General features: G+C 47.4%; 19 protein-coding genes and 1 tRNA gene. 10 read left to right on the top strand and 10 right to left on the bottom strand.

The features are described 5' to 3' along the window. Positions 1–48 precede the first annotated feature (48 nt). Both E5331_RS11790 and E5331_RS11785 read right to left on the bottom strand, forming a co-directional pair. Positions 49–531, bottom strand: a complete 483-nt coding sequence (locus E5331_RS11790; RefSeq protein ID WP_123483181.1) for a hypothetical protein — start codon at positions 529–531, stop codon at positions 49–51. A gap of 259 nt (positions 532–790) precedes the next feature. After that, on the bottom strand, positions 791–1,345 hold the full coding sequence (locus E5331_RS11785) for an RNA polymerase sigma factor (RefSeq protein ID WP_123483182.1): 555 nt from the start codon (positions 1,343–1,345) through the stop codon (positions 791–793). Between the two features lie 205 nt (positions 1,346–1,550). Between E5331_RS11785 and E5331_RS11780 the strand changes: the two genes are divergently transcribed. Continuing rightward, the gene (locus E5331_RS11780) at positions 1,551–2,231 is read left to right on the top strand and encodes a hypothetical protein (protein WP_123483183.1); all 681 of its coding nucleotides are present in this window, start codon (positions 1,551–1,553) and stop codon (positions 2,229–2,231) included. 245 nt (positions 2,232–2,476) lie between these two features. Next, positions 2,477–2,971: a thioredoxin family protein gene (locus E5331_RS11775; protein ID WP_123483184.1), complete on the top strand. Its 495-nt coding sequence runs from the start codon at positions 2,477–2,479 to the stop codon at positions 2,969–2,971. A gap of 107 nt (positions 2,972–3,078) precedes the next feature. Here E5331_RS11775 and E5331_RS11770 read toward each other — a convergent pair. Together E5331_RS11770 and E5331_RS11765 are read right to left on the bottom strand one after the other, a co-directional pair. Next, a tRNA-Leu gene (locus E5331_RS11770) sits at positions 3,079–3,159 on the bottom strand. A gap of 209 nt (positions 3,160–3,368) precedes the next feature. After that, positions 3,369–3,932 (bottom strand): flavin reductase family protein, encoded by a 564-nt coding sequence (locus E5331_RS11765; protein ID WP_123483185.1) that lies wholly within the window; start codon positions 3,930–3,932, stop codon positions 3,369–3,371. 453 nt (positions 3,933–4,385) lie between these two features. Between E5331_RS11765 and E5331_RS11760 the strand changes: the two genes are divergently transcribed. The 4 genes from E5331_RS11760 (at position 4,386) to E5331_RS11745 (ending at position 10,169) form a co-directional block, all read left to right on the top strand. Further along, on the top strand, positions 4,386–5,273 hold the full coding sequence (locus E5331_RS11760; protein WP_123483186.1) for a DUF5106 domain-containing protein: 888 nt from the start codon (positions 4,386–4,388) through the stop codon (positions 5,271–5,273). Between the two features lie 168 nt (positions 5,274–5,441). After that, positions 5,442–8,192 carry a DNA gyrase/topoisomerase IV subunit A gene (locus E5331_RS11755; RefSeq protein ID WP_275441191.1) on the top strand — a complete coding sequence of 917 codons (2,751 nt, stop codon included), beginning with the start codon at positions 5,442–5,444 and terminating at the stop codon, positions 8,190–8,192. A gap of 11 nt (positions 8,193–8,203) precedes the next feature. After that, positions 8,204–9,106, top strand: a complete 903-nt coding sequence (locus tag E5331_RS11750) for a DUF3316 domain-containing protein (RefSeq protein WP_123483187.1) — start codon at positions 8,204–8,206, stop codon at positions 9,104–9,106. A gap of 1 nt (position 9,107) precedes the next feature. Further along, positions 9,108–10,169, top strand: a complete 1,062-nt coding sequence (locus E5331_RS11745; protein ID WP_135984962.1) for a S41 family peptidase — start codon at positions 9,108–9,110, stop codon at positions 10,167–10,169. A 25-nt stretch (positions 10,170–10,194) separates the two neighbouring features. On the opposite strand, the gene E5331_RS11740 is transcribed toward E5331_RS11745, so the two are convergent. Further along, the gene (locus E5331_RS11740) at positions 10,195–10,431 is read right to left on the bottom strand and encodes a hypothetical protein (RefSeq protein ID WP_123483189.1); all 237 of its coding nucleotides are present in this window, start codon (positions 10,429–10,431) and stop codon (positions 10,195–10,197) included. Between the two features lie 222 nt (positions 10,432–10,653). Between E5331_RS11740 and E5331_RS11735 the strand changes: the two genes are divergently transcribed. From E5331_RS11735 to E5331_RS11720, 4 genes are all read left to right on the top strand, one after another. Then, positions 10,654–11,616, top strand: a complete 963-nt coding sequence (locus E5331_RS11735; protein WP_123483190.1) for a type I phosphomannose isomerase catalytic subunit — start codon at positions 10,654–10,656, stop codon at positions 11,614–11,616. A gap of 213 nt (positions 11,617–11,829) precedes the next feature. Continuing rightward, complete coding sequence (gene aspS / locus E5331_RS11730; protein ID WP_136013257.1) at positions 11,830–13,593, top strand: aspartate--tRNA ligase; 1,764 nt, start codon at positions 11,830–11,832, stop codon at positions 13,591–13,593. A 20-nt stretch (positions 13,594–13,613) separates the two neighbouring features. Further along, on the top strand, positions 13,614–14,414 hold the full coding sequence (locus tag E5331_RS11725; protein ID WP_123483192.1) for a Nif3-like dinuclear metal center hexameric protein: 801 nt from the start codon (positions 13,614–13,616) through the stop codon (positions 14,412–14,414). Between the two features lie 16 nt (positions 14,415–14,430). Further along, positions 14,431–15,243, top strand: a complete 813-nt coding sequence (locus E5331_RS11720; protein ID WP_123483193.1) for a zinc ribbon domain-containing protein — start codon at positions 14,431–14,433, stop codon at positions 15,241–15,243. A 67-nt stretch (positions 15,244–15,310) separates the two neighbouring features. On the opposite strand, the gene E5331_RS11715 is transcribed toward E5331_RS11720, so the two are convergent. The 5 genes from E5331_RS11715 to E5331_RS11695 all read right to left on the bottom strand — a co-directional run. Further along, entirely contained in the window at positions 15,311–15,910 is a 600-nt protein-coding gene (locus tag E5331_RS11715; RefSeq protein ID WP_123483194.1) for a 7-carboxy-7-deazaguanine synthase QueE, read from the bottom strand. Beyond that, positions 15,897–16,229, bottom strand: coding sequence for a 6-carboxytetrahydropterin synthase QueD (gene queD / locus E5331_RS11710; protein WP_123483195.1), 333 nt, complete (start codon positions 16,227–16,229; stop codon positions 15,897–15,899). The genes E5331_RS11715 and queD overlap by 14 nt, the downstream gene beginning before the upstream one ends. Before the next feature lie 3 nt (positions 16,230–16,232). Beyond that, the gene (gene queC, locus E5331_RS11705) at positions 16,233–16,889 is read right to left on the bottom strand and encodes a 7-cyano-7-deazaguanine synthase QueC (protein ID WP_123483196.1); all 657 of its coding nucleotides are present in this window, start codon (positions 16,887–16,889) and stop codon (positions 16,233–16,235) included. 13 nt (positions 16,890–16,902) lie between these two features. Then, a complete protein-coding gene (gene queF, locus E5331_RS11700; protein ID WP_123483250.1) occupies positions 16,903–17,373 on the bottom strand; it encodes a preQ(1) synthase in 471 nt (156 codons plus the stop codon). Between the two features lie 225 nt (positions 17,374–17,598). Then, positions 17,599–18,393: TlpA family protein disulfide reductase (locus tag E5331_RS11695; protein WP_136013256.1), on the bottom strand; the 795-nt coding region annotated here is incomplete at its 5' end.

The following is an 18,393-nucleotide window of genomic DNA, read 5'->3' as shown; positions in this document are numbered from 1 at the left end:
CAACTGTTTTTGCTATAATTAATCAAACTGGGAAATCAGACCGGGAAATCAGACTGACCGGGATTCTTTCTTGGAATCCTTTGCCGACACTGACACCTGCATCGCTGAGTATTCCGGCTCAAGTTCATATCCGAAATCATCCTCAAACTCATCAAATGAGTCATAGTTCACGCTCACATCCTTCTGAAGGTCATAGTCTGTTTCTTCCGAGAAGACCGGAATCATGTCGTAGCCTCCGGCATCGATCATATCCACAAGTGCCTCCGGCGGATTTTCAAGGCTTAGGGATGTGGCAGATGACGAGACGTGATGAAACATATTCATCATCAGCCATATTCCAGCAAACATCGCCGCAAGATATGCATACGGCTTGATGCGCTGCCATAACGACATATCCACACTTCGGGGTGCTTCCGGATATGGAGGGAGTTTCGACATGATGCTGACGTTCAGCTCTTCAAAATAACCGTCAGGCACCTCAAATCCGGGATCTGAACCATATTTTTCTTTTAGCTTATCTTCGTGTCGCATATTTATTACCTTTTTAAGCTATGACTATATTGGAGCCTTGAGGTTTAATCCTATTTTAAAATATTTTCTCACCGGAATACCTCTTCAAAATTCAGAATCTCCATTTTTTCACTTATCTCATGAACATTTTAATCATGACCGACGTTCTATTAGCGTAAAGAAAATCGATTCATGATGTTAGGTTAGTGAAAATAATGTATTATGGAAAACACGAACGGTTGATTGTGAAATCAGCCGTTTTTTTATTTTCTCAGTTTTTTCACTCCAAAAGGGATTCCGTCACTTTCTTTACTGCATGATGATAGCTTGCCTTCAATGCGCCGACCGAGGTGCCGAGTATTTCCGACATATCCTCATATTTCATCTCGTCGTAATATCGCATGTTGAACACGAGACGCTGCTTCTCCGGCAATTTCGCTATCGCCTTCTGCAACTCTTTCTGCAATTCGTCACCATCGAAATAATCATCGGCTTCCAGATTATTGATAAGAAACGCCTCATCCGCATCCTCACTGAGCTGAAGACGCTGTTTCTCCTTATTGATGAAATTTATCGATTCATTTATGGCTATCTTGAAGAGCCATGTCGATAATTTTGCATCTCCCCGGAAATTATGAAGATTATTCCACGCCTTGATGAACACATTCTGCACCAAATCGTTAGCATCATCATGATTCATCACCATCTTGCGTATCTGCCAATATACCGGCTGCGAATATTTCTTTATAAGCGCGTCAAATGCCTGCGAAGCAGTAGCCTTGTTCTGCAACTGCTTCACCAATTCTTTCTCATCAATCGGTGCAGTATATACCATCGGTCGTTTTGTTTGTCTTGTAAAATTACTAAAGTTTCACCATATTTGTGACAAAACCCATACGTATATAACTTAATTTAACAAATCCTTTTTCGGCTGTTATTCCATTTGTCGGTGTTTTAATCCCATTACCAACCGACATAAACCATATACATCCCCAACGTGTTATTGTTGTGAGTATTCTAAAAAAGTAAACCGGTATATTATGAAAAAACATTTTTACGCATCAGGCATTATTGCCATAATATTATCAATGCTATCCTCTTTGTCGGCATCAGCCCAGTATTATGAGATAGCCAACAGGATACCGTCGCTGATACAGCCCGCCCTATCCGGATCAGGACAATATAAGGGGTTTATCGAGGCTGGATATTCAAAGACACTCGGTAATTATGACGCCGATTTCTTGGAGCTGTCCACATCTCAGGGGTTCCAGTATAACTCCTGGTTCTATATGGGCGTCGGTCTGGGGGTAGACGTGCTATTCTCCCACAAGAACGATGACTGGGGATCCGATTGGGAGAACCCATCCTACGGTTCCGACCGAGGATCTACCACAACAGCTGCAATGATACCTCTCTTTACCGACTTCCGCTTCAACATCGGTGGTAATTCCGGCGCATCGTTCTTCATCGACATGAAAGTGGGATGCTCTTTCCTTCTCGGCAATAAGTATATCTCAATCGGCGACGGATACCTCACTAATCAGGAATATTTCTACCTGCGTCCATCCATCGGCATGAGGATTCCGACCAACTCCCGCAATCCAAAGCAGGCGGTCGATATAGGGATAAATTATCGGCTCCTGACCTCCAACTACTGGAACTCATGGAGCCGAAATATCACGCTAAACAGTATCGGCGTGTCGCTTGCTTTCGAATGGTAGGTAACGCCTCACTACCATACACCTCTATAGACAATAGTGGTATTCATATATTTCTGATGCCCTCTTATATGGCAACCTTTTCTCATAATTCCTAACTAAGTCTAAATTTTGGATTCGCTAAATTACACAAAATATCCGACAATTCCATAATCCCTCACGGACTGCATGATTTTTTGGTGATGACTTAGGGAATATTGACAGGCTTTTTGTAATTTTGTGAGAATCTTAAAAAATAGGGATGTAATATGAAAAAAGTATTGATTACATTATGCGTGGCATTGGTGTCGCTATCAATGTACGGACAAGGGAAAGTGAAGAAAGTGTATGACGAATCCGTCAATCCTGTCGAGCAGATTAACGATGCCGTGAAAAAGGCTGACAGCGAAGGGAAGTTTGTAGTGTGTCAGGTAGGTGGCAACTGGTGCAAGTGGTGCCTTTGGTTTGCCGCTTTCATCGAGAATGACGAGGAGATCAAGAAACTCGTTGATGATAATTTCGTCTACGCACACGTCAACTACAACCCGCGTCAGGAATCGGATGACGCAACCAAGATGATGCTTGCAATCCTCGGCAATCCGGCACGTTTCGGCTTCCCCGCTCTTGTGGTGCTCGACGGCAAAGGGAATGTGGTTCACATCCAAGACTCCTCATTCTTGGAATCAGGCGAAGGCTACGACAAGAAGAAAGTGATGCGATTCTTCCGCAACTGGACACCATCAGCAGTAGCGACAGGCAAATAAAAAGCATCAAAACACGCGACAAAAGAAATCTCGACACAGAAATCACGGCATAAAAGCCCTGACAAAAGAAAGCCTCTTAACTTCATCAGCTAAGAGGCTTCTCTACGTGCGCATGAAGGGACTCGAACCCCCACGTCGTGAGACACTAGATCCTAAGTCTAGCGCGGCTACCATTACGCCACATGCGCATTTGCGACTGCAAAATTACAACTTATTTTTATATTGACAAAATATTTTCCATTTTTTTTGAAAAAAGAAGCATGATATATCATGATGCAATCCGTCATATCACGATAAAACATGCTACACCATGATATAACATGATAAAACACGCCACATCATGATACATCACGCTCCAAAATTATCCTTTTCAAAATCCCCACACTCTCCCCTGTTTTTATTTCAGCAAGGCTCCGTCATGGAAGGCAGTGCCGATACGCTTTCCGAGTGCGATATAGCCGTGATGTACCGGATCGTATGTGATGAGGTTCATCTTCTCCACATCCGGCTTACCATCTTCCGCAAGATATTTCTCATCACAAACGATGTTGACTATCTCCGCGATGATATAGAATCCACTCTCAGACTCATATAGCTTCTCCTTTATACGACATTCCATCGTCATGGGGAAACTGTCGAATATAGGCGCATTGACATGCTCACCCTTTACGGCATTCCAGCCGGTATTGGCTATCTTGTCATGGCATTTCTTGCCACTTACTATGCCGACATAATCAGCGGCTATCATGGTCTTATCCGTGGAAAAAGCCACCGTGAAGTCAGGACACCTCTTTAGGTTCTCCGTCGTGGTATGGCTACCCATCGAAATCATTATCTCCTTCATATCCCATTGTCCGCTCCATGCGGCATTCATGGCGTTGGGAGTACCATCGGAGTCGTATGTACCGATAATCAGAACCGGCTGCGGAAGCAGCCATGCTTGCGGTTTGAAATTTTTCATATTTATAATTTATTTTTGATTCACCTTGTAAAGTTGTCAAGGGCAAAGTAATTGAGATTATGGAGTGGCATATTTAAAATGCTGCACCTATTTACTATAACATCAGGAATATTAAAACCTATACAATTCGGTCGGGAAATTTTAATTTTTTTAGTAAAATCCGTCATCACCTGCCTCAATAGGCAATTAATGTTTTCAATATTTGTTGTTATATAAAGAGGAAGTCATAAAACTTCAATACGAAGTTGTCTAAACCTCAAAAGTTAATAACTGAAGTTTCGCAAGCTGCACTTCAGTGGTTTAACGTTTATAGTTTAAGGTTTAAGATTCATGAAAATCCACGAATCTTTTCATTATACAAAATTTAATGATCATAAACCATAAACATTAAACCTTAAACCATTTAAGTGAAGCAAGTTGGAAAACTTGCGAAACTTAAATTAATAATCGCCTATGAAATTTCTTATAATCCTATTCGTGTGCATTCTCAATATTGCAGCGTCTTCATCGGCAAGCGCCGCCGGTCAATATAGCTATCCGAAGGATTTTCCTCTTCCGAAAGTGCCGGACTCAATATCCGACACGCTGAAACGTGCCGATTTTGTCGCGACTCACTTCTGGGATAATTTTGATTTCTCCGGAAACCAATCTGACGATAAGAACACTCTTATCGAACAGGCGTTTGTGGATTTCATCGACCTTTTCAGATTAACCGCGTCCGACAGATTGCCTGAATATGTGTCGAATCTCACATCCAAGGCTGAATCGAATCCGGAAGCCGCAGAATTTATCTACGACTTGGCTGACAAGTATATTGCAACAAAGGATTCCCCGATGCGCAATGAGGAGCATCATATACTATTTCTTCAAAATGCCGTCAAATCCGAAGCGTTGGGTGAGGCAGGACGGGAAAGGGCGAAATATCGCTTAATCGCCGAGATGAAGAATCGTCCCGGCATGACAGCCTCGGATTTCAATCTGGAGACAAGAGATGGAAAGACTTCAACCCTATCCGGCTTATTGTCGAATGATTATAACTTAGTGGTTTTCTACGATCCCGACTGCAATCATTGCTTGGAGACAATGGATGAACTCAAGAAAATGTCTCTTCCTGACACGCTTGCAATCATCGCCATCGACGTCGTGGAGGACAAGATGACATGGGACAACACCAAACATTCCCTACCCGAAGACTGGACAATAGCCTTCTCCCTTGATCCGATACAAGATGATGAGCTTTACATCTTCGACGAGATGCCGTCGCTCTACCTCATTGACAGATCCGGCACCATCCTCCTGAAAGACACATCATGCACAGACATCATGCACACAAGGCTATGAAATCATGATATAACATGATACAACATGGTAAATCATGATACAACATGGCAAATCATGGTAAATCATGACATAACATGATACATCATCATAACATTATTTTTAAGCTTCCTTCATGATTAATCAACAAAATTTGCTAACTTTACGGAAAAATTATACTTTTCCGAACAAATGGCCGAAGAATTAGATATAACCGACAACACATTCGAAGAAGAAGACATCAACGCAACGGCAATGGAACCATCTGCCGAAGAGACTAAACATATATCTATAACGCAAGATCCTACTGCCAAGAGAACTGTTCTGACAGGTATGTTCCGCAACTGGTATCTTGAATATGCAAGTTATGTCATTCTTGAGCGAGCCGTCCCGCATATCGAGGATGGTCTGAAACCCGTGCAGAGACGTATACTACATTCCATGCAGACGCTTGACGACGGACGTTTTAACAAGGTTGCCAACATTGTCGGCAACACTATGCAATACCATCCACACGGTGATGCCTCCATCGGCGACGCTCTTGTGCAGCTCGGTCAAAAGGAACTGCTTATCGACACCCAGGGCAACTGGGGCAATATCCTCACCGGCGACTCTGCCGCCGCACCACGTTACATCGAGGCACGACTCTCCGAGTTTGCCCTGGAGACTGTGTTCAGCCCGAAGATCACGGAATGGACTCCATCTTACGACGGCAGGAAGAAGGAGCCGGTCACTCTTCCCGTGAAATTCCCGTTGCTTCTCGCGCAAGGCGTGGAGGGTATCGCCGTGGGTCTTTCCTCCAAGATACTGCCTCATAATTTCAATGAGATATGCGAAGCTGCCGTATCATATCTGCATGACGAGCCCTTCAGCCTGTTGCCTGATTTCCAGACGGGCGGTCTGCTCGATGCTTCAAGATATAACGACGGTGCACGTGGCGGAAGCGTAAAGGTGCGTGCAAAAATAGAAAAAATTGACAACAAGACTCTCGCAATCACCGAACTCCCTTTCGGCAAAACCACGACCACGCTTATCTCCTCCATACTCTCTGCAATGGAGAAAGGGAAAATCAAGATCAGGAAGGTTGACGACAACACCGCCGCCACTGCCGAGATTCTCGTGCATCTGATCCCGGGCACATCCTCCGACAAGGCTATCGACGCACTGTATGCCTTCACCGACTGCGAAGTGAGCATCTCCCCCAACTGCTGCGTGATTGTCGACAAGAAACCTCAGTTTATGTCGGTCTGCCAATTGCTCCGATATTCCGTTGACCATACGAAAGAATTACTACGTAAGGAACTGGAGATTAAATTAGCTGAGACAAAGGAGACAAGGCTCTATTGCTCTCTTGAGAAAATATTCATCGAGGAGCGCATATATAAGGATCGGGAGGTGGAGTTGGCAGCCAATATGGATGAGGCTATCAAGCATGTCGACAAGCGTCTTGATCCGTTCAAACCCGATTTCTTCCGTGAGGTTACTCGCGAAGACATCATCCGCCTTTGGGAGATAAAGATGGGACGCATACTTAAATTCAACACCGATAAGGCAAACCAGCGTATCGCCGACCTGGAGAAGGATATCGAGCGTCTGCAGTTCGACCTTGACCATATCGTGGAATATACCTCTGCATGGTATTCCCATCTGAAGGATAAATATGGCGAGGCATTCCCCCGCCGCACTGTGCTACGCGGATTTGATTCCATTGAGGCGGCTAAGGTGGCGGAGGCAAACAAGCGTCTCTATTACGATAAATCCGGCGGATTCCTCGGCACGTCTCTGAAAGATAATGAATTCCTCTTCACTTGCTCCGACATCGACGATATCCTCATAATCTATAAGGATGGCACTTATAAGCTCGTCAAAGTGCAGGATAAGCTTTACGTAGGGAAGAAGATAATTCATATCGGTCTTTTCAAGAAAGGCGACAAACGCACGATATACAACGTGGTCTACCGCCACGGAAAGCCCGGAACAAAGGATGCCGACGGGAAATATCTCGGATATGCATATAAGAAACGTTTCTTCATCGCTGGACTGACAAGAGAGAAGGAATATAACCTTACGAAAGGTGCACCCGGCTCAAGGGTGGAATGGCTCACTTGCAACCCCAACGGTGAGGCGGAAGTGGTGAAAGTGGTGCTAAAGGATGAGCCGAACGAGACCGGACGACGCCCAAGACTGAAAGAGGTGATTGTGAATTTCGCCGAACTCGACATAAAGGGTAAGGAATCTCTCGGCAACCTGGTAACTAAGTATCAGGTGGACGACATAAAGCTTGTAGAGAAAGGCACCAGTACTCTCGGCGGTCGTGAAGTCTGGTTTGACCGCGACGTGCTGCGTCTCAACTATGACGGACGTGGAGAAAGCCTCGGCGTGTTCCAAGGCGACGATCTTGTGCTGATAATCACTAAGAACGGTGAGTTCTTCACATCATCATTCTCCGATGCCAACCATTATGACGACAATATCCTGAAAATCGAGAAATTTGACCCGCATAAGATATGGACTCTCGCCCTATTCGATTCTTCACTCGGATTCCCATATCTGAAAAGATTCCAGTTTGAGCCTTCGGCAAAGCCACAGCGTTTCGTCGGCACCGAACCGGAATCAAGGATATTGCTACTCACCGACACGGCATTCCCTCGGTTAAGCGTCAGCTTCGGAGGTGCCGATGCCATACGTCCCGACCTGGAGATAGATGCCGAGGAGTTCATCTCTGTGAAAGGATTTAAGGCTAAAGGGAAGAGAATAACCACGTTCCAGCTCGACACTATCACCGAACTTGAGCCGACTCGCTTCCCACCCGAACCCGAACCGGAGCCGGAAACTGAACCGGAAACGGAGACCGATGAGAAATCCGGTCCGGTGGTGATGCAGGGCGACCTGTTTGCTTTTGATGAGAACGACGACGCTTCCGGAAACGGCAACGACGCTTGACAATTTTTGCAATGAGAAAATTTATCAGAAACCTTATCCTACCGATTCTTTTCCCGATGTTGGGGTGCGGTGTGGCTAACGCCCGGCATGATGCCGACCGAGAGAATACCGCCCCGGAGACAACCGGGAATATGACCTACGTGGAATCCCGACCGGTGACAGGATATTATTCCCTGGAGATAGGCAGGAAAAGCGTACTCGCCACATATCTCTCCCCGTTGAAATATCATGGCACCTCATACACCCTTTCGGGTGAATGGAGCAAGGCGATGCCATTCAATCCACGCAACGCAATAATGCATTTCGACGGTAAGGTTTGTTTCGACAACCTTAGCAACCCTGCCGGAACCGCACGGATGATCGGGCTTAATGCCGGATTCAAATGGGGTATATCGTGGAGAAACGTGTTCCCCAACGGCGTGCAGGTCACTGGCGGTGGATCCGTCGACATCGACGGCGGGGCATACTATCTGCTTCGCAACGGCAACAATCCCGTGCAGGCAATGGCTACGGCTGCCATCTCCGCCCGCCTGTCGGCAAGCCGTCCGTTCAGGATAGGAGCAATCGATTTTCTCATTGCCGACAAAGTGTCGGTGCCTTCACTAAGCGTATTCTTCTCGCCGGAATATGGTGAGACTTACTATGAGATATATCTCGGCAATCATTCAGGGCTTGTGCATGCCGGATGGTGGGGCAACAATTTCAGAATCGACAACCTACTCTCCGCCACCTTCGACTTCGGAAGAACTGCCGCAATGATAGGCTACAGATTCTCCGTCGACACCCAATGGGCAAACAATCTGAACACTAAGATTTTCACCCACTCCCTCGTTTTGGGAATAGTGCCGGGGGGTATCGGTCTTAAAAAGAAACCGGTGAGAATCCCGTCTGAAACAATATATTCCATCTACTGACATGCGCATCCCTACCACCATACTGCTGACCCTCATTGCCATTATGCCGGCATTCCTCTCCTCCTGTCATGATGAACCGGAATATTCCGACACAATATATGGCAACTTCGACGCGCTATGCGACATCGTCGACACCAGATACTGTTTTTTCAAGGAGAAGGATCTCGATTGGGTAAAGATCACCAAAGCTTATCGGGAACAGATCACTCCGGAGACAAACAGCATGGAACTGTTCTTCATCTGCGCTGCAATGCTCGACGAGCTGAAGGACGGGCACGTCAACCTGACATCACGCTATAATACAAGCTACTACCGAAAGTGGTGGTCAGACTATCCGCAGGATTTTAACCTGCGTACCATCGAAGAGAATTATCTCGAATTCAATTGGCTGACCACAAGCGGAATAATGTATAAGCAACTCCCCGGAGAGATTGCCTATATCTATTATCCGTCATTCTCCTACATCATCAGCGAGACCTCACTCGATTATATACTTGCGATTCTACATAAGAGCCGCGGACTCATAATCGACATCCGAAATAACGGAGGCGGAGCATTGACCAACATCAAGACTCTGGTGGGACGGCTGATCAGCGAGAAAATCACCGGAGGCTACATCATGCACAAGACAGGTCCGGGGCATGAAGATTTCTCCAAGCCCTTCCCTATAGAGTATGAACCCGCCGAAGACTGGCACGTGAAATGGGATGGACCTGTAGTGCTTCTCACCAACAGATCATGCTTCTCGGCAGCCAACGACTTCACGGCTGTCATGAAAAGCCTGCCCAACGTCACGGTAGTCGGCGCACGCACCGGAGGCGGAGGCGGACTCCCCTTCTCTTCCGAACTGCCAAACGGATGGGGCGTAAGATTCTCGGCATGTCCGTTGCTCGACTCATCCATGCAATGCACGGAATTCGGTATCGACCCTACCGAGGGGTATGAGGTGCATGCCTCCGATGAGGAGCTGGCTCAAGGGAAAGATGCCATTCTGGATCGTGCCATAGAAATGCTGAAAGATCTCCCTCTTCCCGGAGATGACGAAGGCGAGACGGAGAAATAGCCGGCTGAGGACAGAGGGCTGAAAATCACGATGCGGCATAATGCAACACCGTGGCACTCTTGACATCCACACTATATTCCTTCGCAAACCGCAGTATGGCACGCGCAAGTTCAGGCTTCAGATTATCCGGACAATACCGGAAATAAGCCTCGGCTGCCCTCACATGGGCTGCATCAGGCATTGGATACTCCCGTCTCTCGGGAAGTCCGAAAATGGAAGATGGAAGACTTTTCTTCTCTTCGCTACTAAGAATGTCGCTCATAATTATCTGTTTTAACGTTATACAATTTGACTATTATAACGTCTGAAAAGGTCATTATGACGACGAAATTGCCTAAACTTATTTCAAAGATGGGAATTTTTCATAATTTTAGGGTATTTTGACCTTCCGGAATAAGTTTAGACAACTTCAAGACAATACATACATATTTTAAGGAAGTTCAGACAACTTCTTATTCATAAACCCAAAAACCAATTCATCCTTATGTGGACTTTTAATCCTATTTTGAAATCAATCATCTGGGGAGGCGAGAAAATCGCCCCGTTCAAAGGCATACAGACCGATCTTTCCACCATCGGCGAGAGCTGGGAGATATCAGGAGTGGAAGGCTCCGAGTCAATCGTTGCGGACGGACCTGACAAAGGTCTGTCGCTCACCGAGCTACTGAAAAAATATGGTGCAAGACTGATGGGAGAGAAAAACTATACCAAATATGGCGACTCTTTCCCGTTGCTCATAAAGTTTATCGACGCATGCCAGGATCTGTCGGTACAGGTGCATCCCGACGATGAGCTTGCTCAGAAAAGAGGCTCTAAATTCGGAAAGACCGAGATGTGGTACGTGCTCTCCGCTGAAAAGGATGCACGTCTGGCAAACGGGTTCAACCGTCCGGTCGACCCACAGGAATATGAGCATCTTGTGGAGACAGGTGAAATTATGGACGTACTCAACTTCAATGAAATCAAACCGGGCGACACGTTCTTCATTCCGGCAGGAAGAGTGCATGCCATCGGCAAAGGTGCCTTCGTAGCCGAGATACAGGAGACATCCGACATCACTTACCGCCTCTATGACTACAAGCGTAAGGATCAGGACGGCAACGAACGCCAGCTACACACCAAAGAGGCTTTCGATGCTATCAACTTCAACGACACAGAAGGGAAACCGGTGGACTACAAGGTAATCCCCGATATCCCGGTGAATCTCGTGACCTCCCCGTTCTTCACCACCAACCTTCTGGAAATAGACCATGAGATGATGCGCGACTACTCTGAATGGGATACTTTCGTAATCCTGATCTGTACAAAAGGGAGTGCCACAATCACTGCCGAGAATGAGACAAAATCAATCAAGGAGGGCGAATCAATCCTTATTCCGGCATCGTGCGCAAGCATCGTGATTGAGCCTGACAAGATCTTCGAGGCTCTTGAGACCTATATAAAATAAACCTAAAACCGGCATAAAAAACACTTTAAACCCACGTAAAATAAAGTGGATTAAGCCGCTTGATTAAAAAAATCGCTTCCATAGGTGGGAAATACGCGATTTTCTATGTAACTTTGCATGTTAAAACGATATGACGACCCTCTCGGGCATACTGAGAGGGCCGCCACGTCGCAACAATTAGAAGAAAAGATCTCAATTTATTCAATTTCCGATATGTATAGAGACAAGACATGCGGTGAACTGCGTCTCTCCGATGCCGGCAGCAAAGTGACTGTTGCAGGCTGGGTGCAACGCAGCCGCAAAATGGGTGGTATGACTTTTGTGGATGTACGCGACAGATATGGCATAACTCAGGTCGTGTTCAACACCAGTGACAATACTGAAGAAAACGCGCTTTTTGATGCCGCCAACAATCTGGGGCGTGAATATGTGGTGCAGGTCTCCGGCACTGTGACCGAGCGTACAAGCAAAAACAAAAATATACCCACCGGCGAGATAGAGATTATTGCCGAGAAACTCAAGGTGCTCAACAAGAGCGAGATTCCGCCGTTCACGATTGAAGACAACACCGACGGTGGCGACGACTTGAGAATGAAATTCAGATACCTCGACCTCCGTCGTCCCGCTGTCAGAAAGAATCTTGAGCTTCGCCACAAGATGGCTTTCGAAATCAGAAGATACCTTGACTCTAAAGGCTTCCTGGAGATTGAGACCCCTATTCTTGTAAAATCCACTCCCGAGGGTGCACGCGACTTCGTGGTGCCCTCAAGAATGAACCCCGGTGAGTTCTACGCTCTACCCCAGAGCCCGCAGCTTTTCAAGCAGCTACTCATGGTCAGCGGGTTCGACCGTTATTTCCAGATCGCGAAATGCTTCCGTGATGAAGACCTTCGTGCTGATCGCCAGCCGGAGTTCACTCAGATCGACTGCGAGATGAGCTTTGTGGAGCAGGAAGACGTAATCGAGATGTTTGAAGGGCTTGTGAAGCATATCTTCAAATACGTGAAGGAGATCGATTTCACCGATCCTTTCCCCAGAATGACATGGAACGATGCCATGAAATTCTACGGCAGCGACAAACCGGATATCCGCTTTGGCATGAAATTCGTGGAGTTGACCGATCTCGTGAAAGGGAAAGGTTTCTCCGTAGTGGATGACGCCGAGCTGACTGTCGGAATCGTGGCTCCCGGTTGCGCCTCCTACACTCGTAAGCAGATCGATGAGCTGACGGAATTTGTGAAGCGTCCGCAGGTGGGCGCGAAAGGTCTGATGTGGGTAAAGGTTGAGCCCGACGGATCATTCAAGAGCTCTGTAGGCAAATTCTTCTCTGCTGACGAACTCAAGACATGGGCAGAGAGAATGGATGCTAAACCCGGCGACCTTATCCTCGTGATGAGCGGCGACGCCATGAAGACACGCAAGCAGCTCTGTGAGCTTCGCCTGGAAATGGGCAACCGTCTCGGCTTGCGCGACAAGAACGTGTTCGCTCCACTCTGGGTGATCGACCTCCCCCTCTTCGAGTGGGATGAGGAGACCCAGAGATATTACGCAATGCACCACCCCTTCACATCGCCAAACCCCGAAGATATCGACAAGCTGCGCACCGACACAGGCAACGTGCGTGCCACTGCCTACGACATTGTGGTAAACGGCACGGAACTGGGTGGCGGCTCAATCCGTATTCATGAGGCTGCGCTGCAGGATGAGATGTTTGAATTGCTCGGATTCACTCCCGAAAAGGCTCAGGAACAGTTTGGCTTCCTGATGAATGCATTCAAATATGGCGCACCACCTCACGGAGGACTCGCTCTCGGATTCGACAGATTCGTATCAATACTCGCCGGTCTTGACACCATACGCGATGTCATAGCGTTCCCGAAGAACAATTCCGGACGCGACGTGATGAACGAATCCCCGTCACCCATCGACCAGGCACAGCTCGACGAATTGCAGCTGACGCTCAAACCGATGGAATAATATTTAATACTTTCCTCTAAGTGAACAACGTAAGACATTTAAAAGTAAAAGACATTGCAGAGGCAATAGAGAATTTCGCTCCGAAAAGGCTACAGGAATCCTACGATAATGCCGGACTACAGGTAGGCGACCCGGAGATGGACGTCTATGCCGCCCTGCTTTGTCTTGACGTCACGGAAGATGTGCTTAACGAGGCTTTGGAACGGCATTGCAATCTTATAATCTCTCATCATCCTCTACTATTCAAGGGGCTGAAAGAGGTCACGGGACGCACCGCCACCGAACGCATCGTGATTTCTGCAATCAAGAAGAACATCGCAATATATTCTGCCCACACCAACCTTGACTCGGCATGGGAGGGCGTAAGCCACGAGATCGCACATGTGCTCAACATGCGCGACCTCCGTGTGCTTGAACCTCACGATGGCGAAGAATTGACCGGTCTCGGGGTGGTAGGAAATGTGCAGCCTACCCCGAAAATCGAATTTCTCCGCAAAATCAAAGAGGCTTTCAAAGTGAAGAGTCTGAGATATTCATCCCAAAGTCCGCAATTGGTGGTCAGGAAAGTGGCTGTCTGCGGTGGTGCCGGTGCATCTCTTATCAGAGACGCTATTAATGCGGGTGCCGATATGATTATCACCGGCGACGTGAAATATCACGACTTCACCACATACGGTCTCGACATAATAATAGCCGACATCGGTCATTATGAAAGCGAACTTTGCACAAAGAAGATATTCTCCACAATATTGAAGGACCGATATCCCGACTTTGTGACTTATTTCGCAGAGAGTGAGACTAACCCTGTCAATTATATGTAAAATATCATACACGCCTATGGCAACTGAAAAAAAGAACGATAAGGAACGCAGCGTTGAAGAACGCCTTCAGAATCTCTATCAGCTACAGTCGTATCTTTCCGAAATCGACCGTATAAAGATTCTTCGCGGCGAACTCCCCAACGAGGTGAAGGACCTTGAAGACGAAATTATCCGATATCAGACTCGAATCCAGAAATATAAGGATGAAATCGAGGAACTGAAGAATCTTGTGGCTCAAAAGAAAGGGGATATCAACGAGCGTCGCATCAAAATCGAGAAATACGAGGAGCAGATCAACAACGTCCGCAACAACCGCGAGTTTGCTTTCCTCGAGAAGGAGAAGGAATTCGAAGGGCTCGAAATTGAACTCGCTGAGAAGAACATTCGTGAGGCTAACGAGAAACAGGAGCAGAAAGCTGCTGAAATCGTGCGTGCTGAAGAGGGTCTCGCCGACAATAAGCATATTCTCGAAGAGAAACGCAAGGAGCTGGAAGAGATCGTATCCGAGACCCGCATGGAGGAGGAGAATATCCGCATGAAGGCTAAGGATCTCGAACAGAAAATCGACGATTATACTCTCGCCGCTTTCAAGAGAATCAGAAAGAACGCCCGCAACGGTCTTGGAATCGTGACTGTGCAGCGTAGCGCATGCGGCGGATGCTTCAACCGTATCCCGCCTCAGCGTCAGCTCGAAATCAAGATGCACAAGAAAGTGATTGTATGCGAATACTGCGGTAGAATCATGGTAGACGGTGCTCTCGTAGGCGAAGTGCAGCCGGAAGTGGAAGCACCCGTAAAACCGAAGCGCAAACTCTCCAAGAACTCCTGATAATATCCCCCCAACAATCACATAAAAACGGCGTGAAGTCTTTGGAACTTCACGCCGTTTTTTTATATCACCTTATTCCGAGGAAACGATGCGTCTGCAAAGAAAGCGTCCAGCGGGGATCATGCATCACCCTGCGAACTGTAGCCTCCCTCAGACGAAGACTTTTCTCCTCATCCCCCACATAACAGGGCTGAAGATACATCTCCGTAGCCGGAGTCACGAATGGAAGGCTGAAATACGGCTCCAAATCCTGACCGACATCCACCACTTTCAGCTCATCGGCACGACTGACGCGCATCTCATACTCTCCGGCTCCGGACATTCCTGTCTTTGGCGATACCGTAACCCAGTCAATCTCATCCGGCACCTCGCGGCTACCGTTTGTCTCAATAGCCACACGTTTACCCGTGACACGTTTCAACATCGAAACAAACTCAGAGTCAATCCAGAGCGACGGCTCCCCCCCGGTAAGTATTATCCATTCTCCCGGATAGCACGCCACTTCCTCGGCTATCGCCTCATCAGTCATCTCCACACCCGACTGATGCTCAGTGTCGCAGAACGAGCAGCGAAGGTTGCAGCCGGAGAATCGCACAAACACTGCCGCCTTCCCCGTATGTGCCCCCTCCCCTTGGAGAGAATAGAATATCTCATTAATCTTTCTCATAGATCGCCACGTTACCTTCGCTCTCCTGCACCTCACAGCGCCAGCAGTTGGGCACAGTGTCCACAATCCAGCGGGCTATATTCTCTGCCGTCGGATTACAGTCGATCACATCATTTATGACGGCATGATCCAGACGATCCATCACAAGCTCCTTAATCTTCGTGAAGTCAACCACCATGCCGTCGGCATTCAATTCCCTTGCACGACATTCCACCGTGATTATCCAGTTATGCCCATGCAGGTTAGTGCACTTGCTCGGATAGCTCAGTTCAAGCTGATGAGCAGCACTTATCTCAAGTCTTTTTCTGACGTAATACATCTCTTAATCCTCATAAATTGTAGGGTCATCAATTCCGGCTTCAGCCATAGCCTCGCGACGCTCGACACACGTGCCGCATTTGCCGCAATGCTTCTCTCTACCTTTATAGCATGAATAGGTCTTGGAGTAATCCACGCCGAGTTCCTTACCGAGACGCGCTATGTCGCTCTTCGTGATGTCGGTGAAAGCCGCCTCTATGTCGATACCCTCATAAGTGCCCTCACGCATCGCCTCGCTCATTGCCGCCACAAAGCCGGGACGGCAATCGGGATAAATGGCATGGTCGCCCCCATGATTCGCCATCATGACGTGGCGCAAGTCGCGCGACTCTGCAAGACCGCACGCTATCGAGAGCATTATGCCGTTACGGAAAGGCACAACCGTCGATTTCATATTATCGTCGGCATAATGACCCTCCGGGATGCTGTCGGCACCCTCAAGCAGAGAACTTCTGAAATACTTGCCCATAAATTCAAGGGGTATCACAAGATGCTCTATACCCAACATCTCACATTGCTGACGCGCACACTCTATCTCACGCGCATTATGGTTGGAGCCGTAGTCAAAACTGACCGCCAACGCTATCCTATCCTTACGGTAATGGAGAAGCGTCACGCTATCCATACCGCCTGATAATATAATCAATGAATCCTTAGCCATCTCTTCCCCCCTTTCATTTCTTCATGTCGAGTGCAGCCACTCTTCTTGCCTTGCAGAGATCCTGATGATCGGCATCACCCATATTGGCAAACGGATAAATCGATATGCCTCCACGCGGCATGAACAATCCCTTCACCTCGATATATTTAGGATCCATAAGTTTCCAGAGATCCTTCATAATGATATTGACGCAATCCTCATGGAAGTCGCCGTGATTTCGGAAACTGAATAGATAAAGTTTAAGACTCTTGCTCTCCACCATACGTTCACGTGGTATGTAGGAGATGATGATATGTCCGAAATCCGGCTGACCCGTCTTGGGGCAAAGTGTGGTAAACTCCGGACAGTCAAACGTCACGACATACTCGTTTTCGGGATGTTTGTTCTCAAATGTCTCCAGCAACTGGGGTGCATAATCCGTGGGATACGCCACTCCCTGGCAGCCCAGAAGCGTGACGCCTTCAAGTTCTGATTCTTTTCTCATAAAAAACGTTTTTTCGCGGAGAGCTGCCACCATCTCCGGCATTATTACAATTGAGTCGTAGTTCCGACTGCAATGCAAAATTACAAAAAATCCACCTCATCCACAACCCATACTGCCAAAATCAATAAGAATGACGGGAATGACGTGCTACCAACGTAAGCAAAGACAGTAAAACCCTTAAAAAATTGAGACGGCAATTTTTTCAAGTTGCCGTCTCATTAAACATCAGTCTACTGTTGATGAGATCTGTTTAAGGAGAGATTCGTAATGCTCAACGCCGGGGAAACCGGTCATCTTGTCCACCACCTTGTGATCCCGATCGAAAAAGATATAGAAGGGACTGCCCTCGCGCCCATATATATCATACATATCAGCGCCGGTTGTCTCCCTGTCAATCTTCAGATGCTCTCCCTTAATCTCCGGAATATATTTCCGCAGACCTCTCTCCTCAGAACTTGTGGAGCACACATAGAGGAACACCACATCAGGATATTTCTCATGCAGTTTGCGCTCCCTAAGTTCGAAAATCGCCTTCAAACACGGACCGCACCACGACTCCCAACAGTCAACTACCACAGGTTTACCGGGGAATCTTTCGGCAATATACTCCTCCAGGTTTATTCTCTCCGAAGTTTTGTCATCATACAACTCCCTACCGTAAGACGCACGTAACACACTGTCTGCCTCAAGCACAAGTTTGCCGATATCATCTTTATAATAAGCGGCTATGTTTCTTTTCTGGACTTCAGTCAAGGGTTTTCCGTCAAGTTCGAGTTGGCGGATGTAGGAGACTCCCGAAAGGAGGTCGAGCATGAGTGGTGTCGGCTTGTCAATCACTTTCTTCAGTTGGACTTCAGCCTTTTCCCTCCATTCCTCAATATCTGTGTCGCCGATCGCCGGTATACCAAACGATTCAAGGGCGAGGAAGCGGTTCAGGAATGAACGGAGCATGTTGTAACTCGGTGTCTGCATCAGCATGATATCCGAATAGTCTATCTCGTTGAGGAATGTATATGCCTC

Origin of the sequence: Lepagella muris, from assembly GCF_004793975.1 — a bacterium.
GTDB classification, from domain to species: Bacteria; Bacteroidota; Bacteroidia; order Bacteroidales; family Muribaculaceae; genus Lepagella; species Lepagella muris.
The sequence above is the reverse complement of the archived record's forward strand: the minus strand, read 5'-3'. Positions and strand labels throughout refer to the sequence as shown.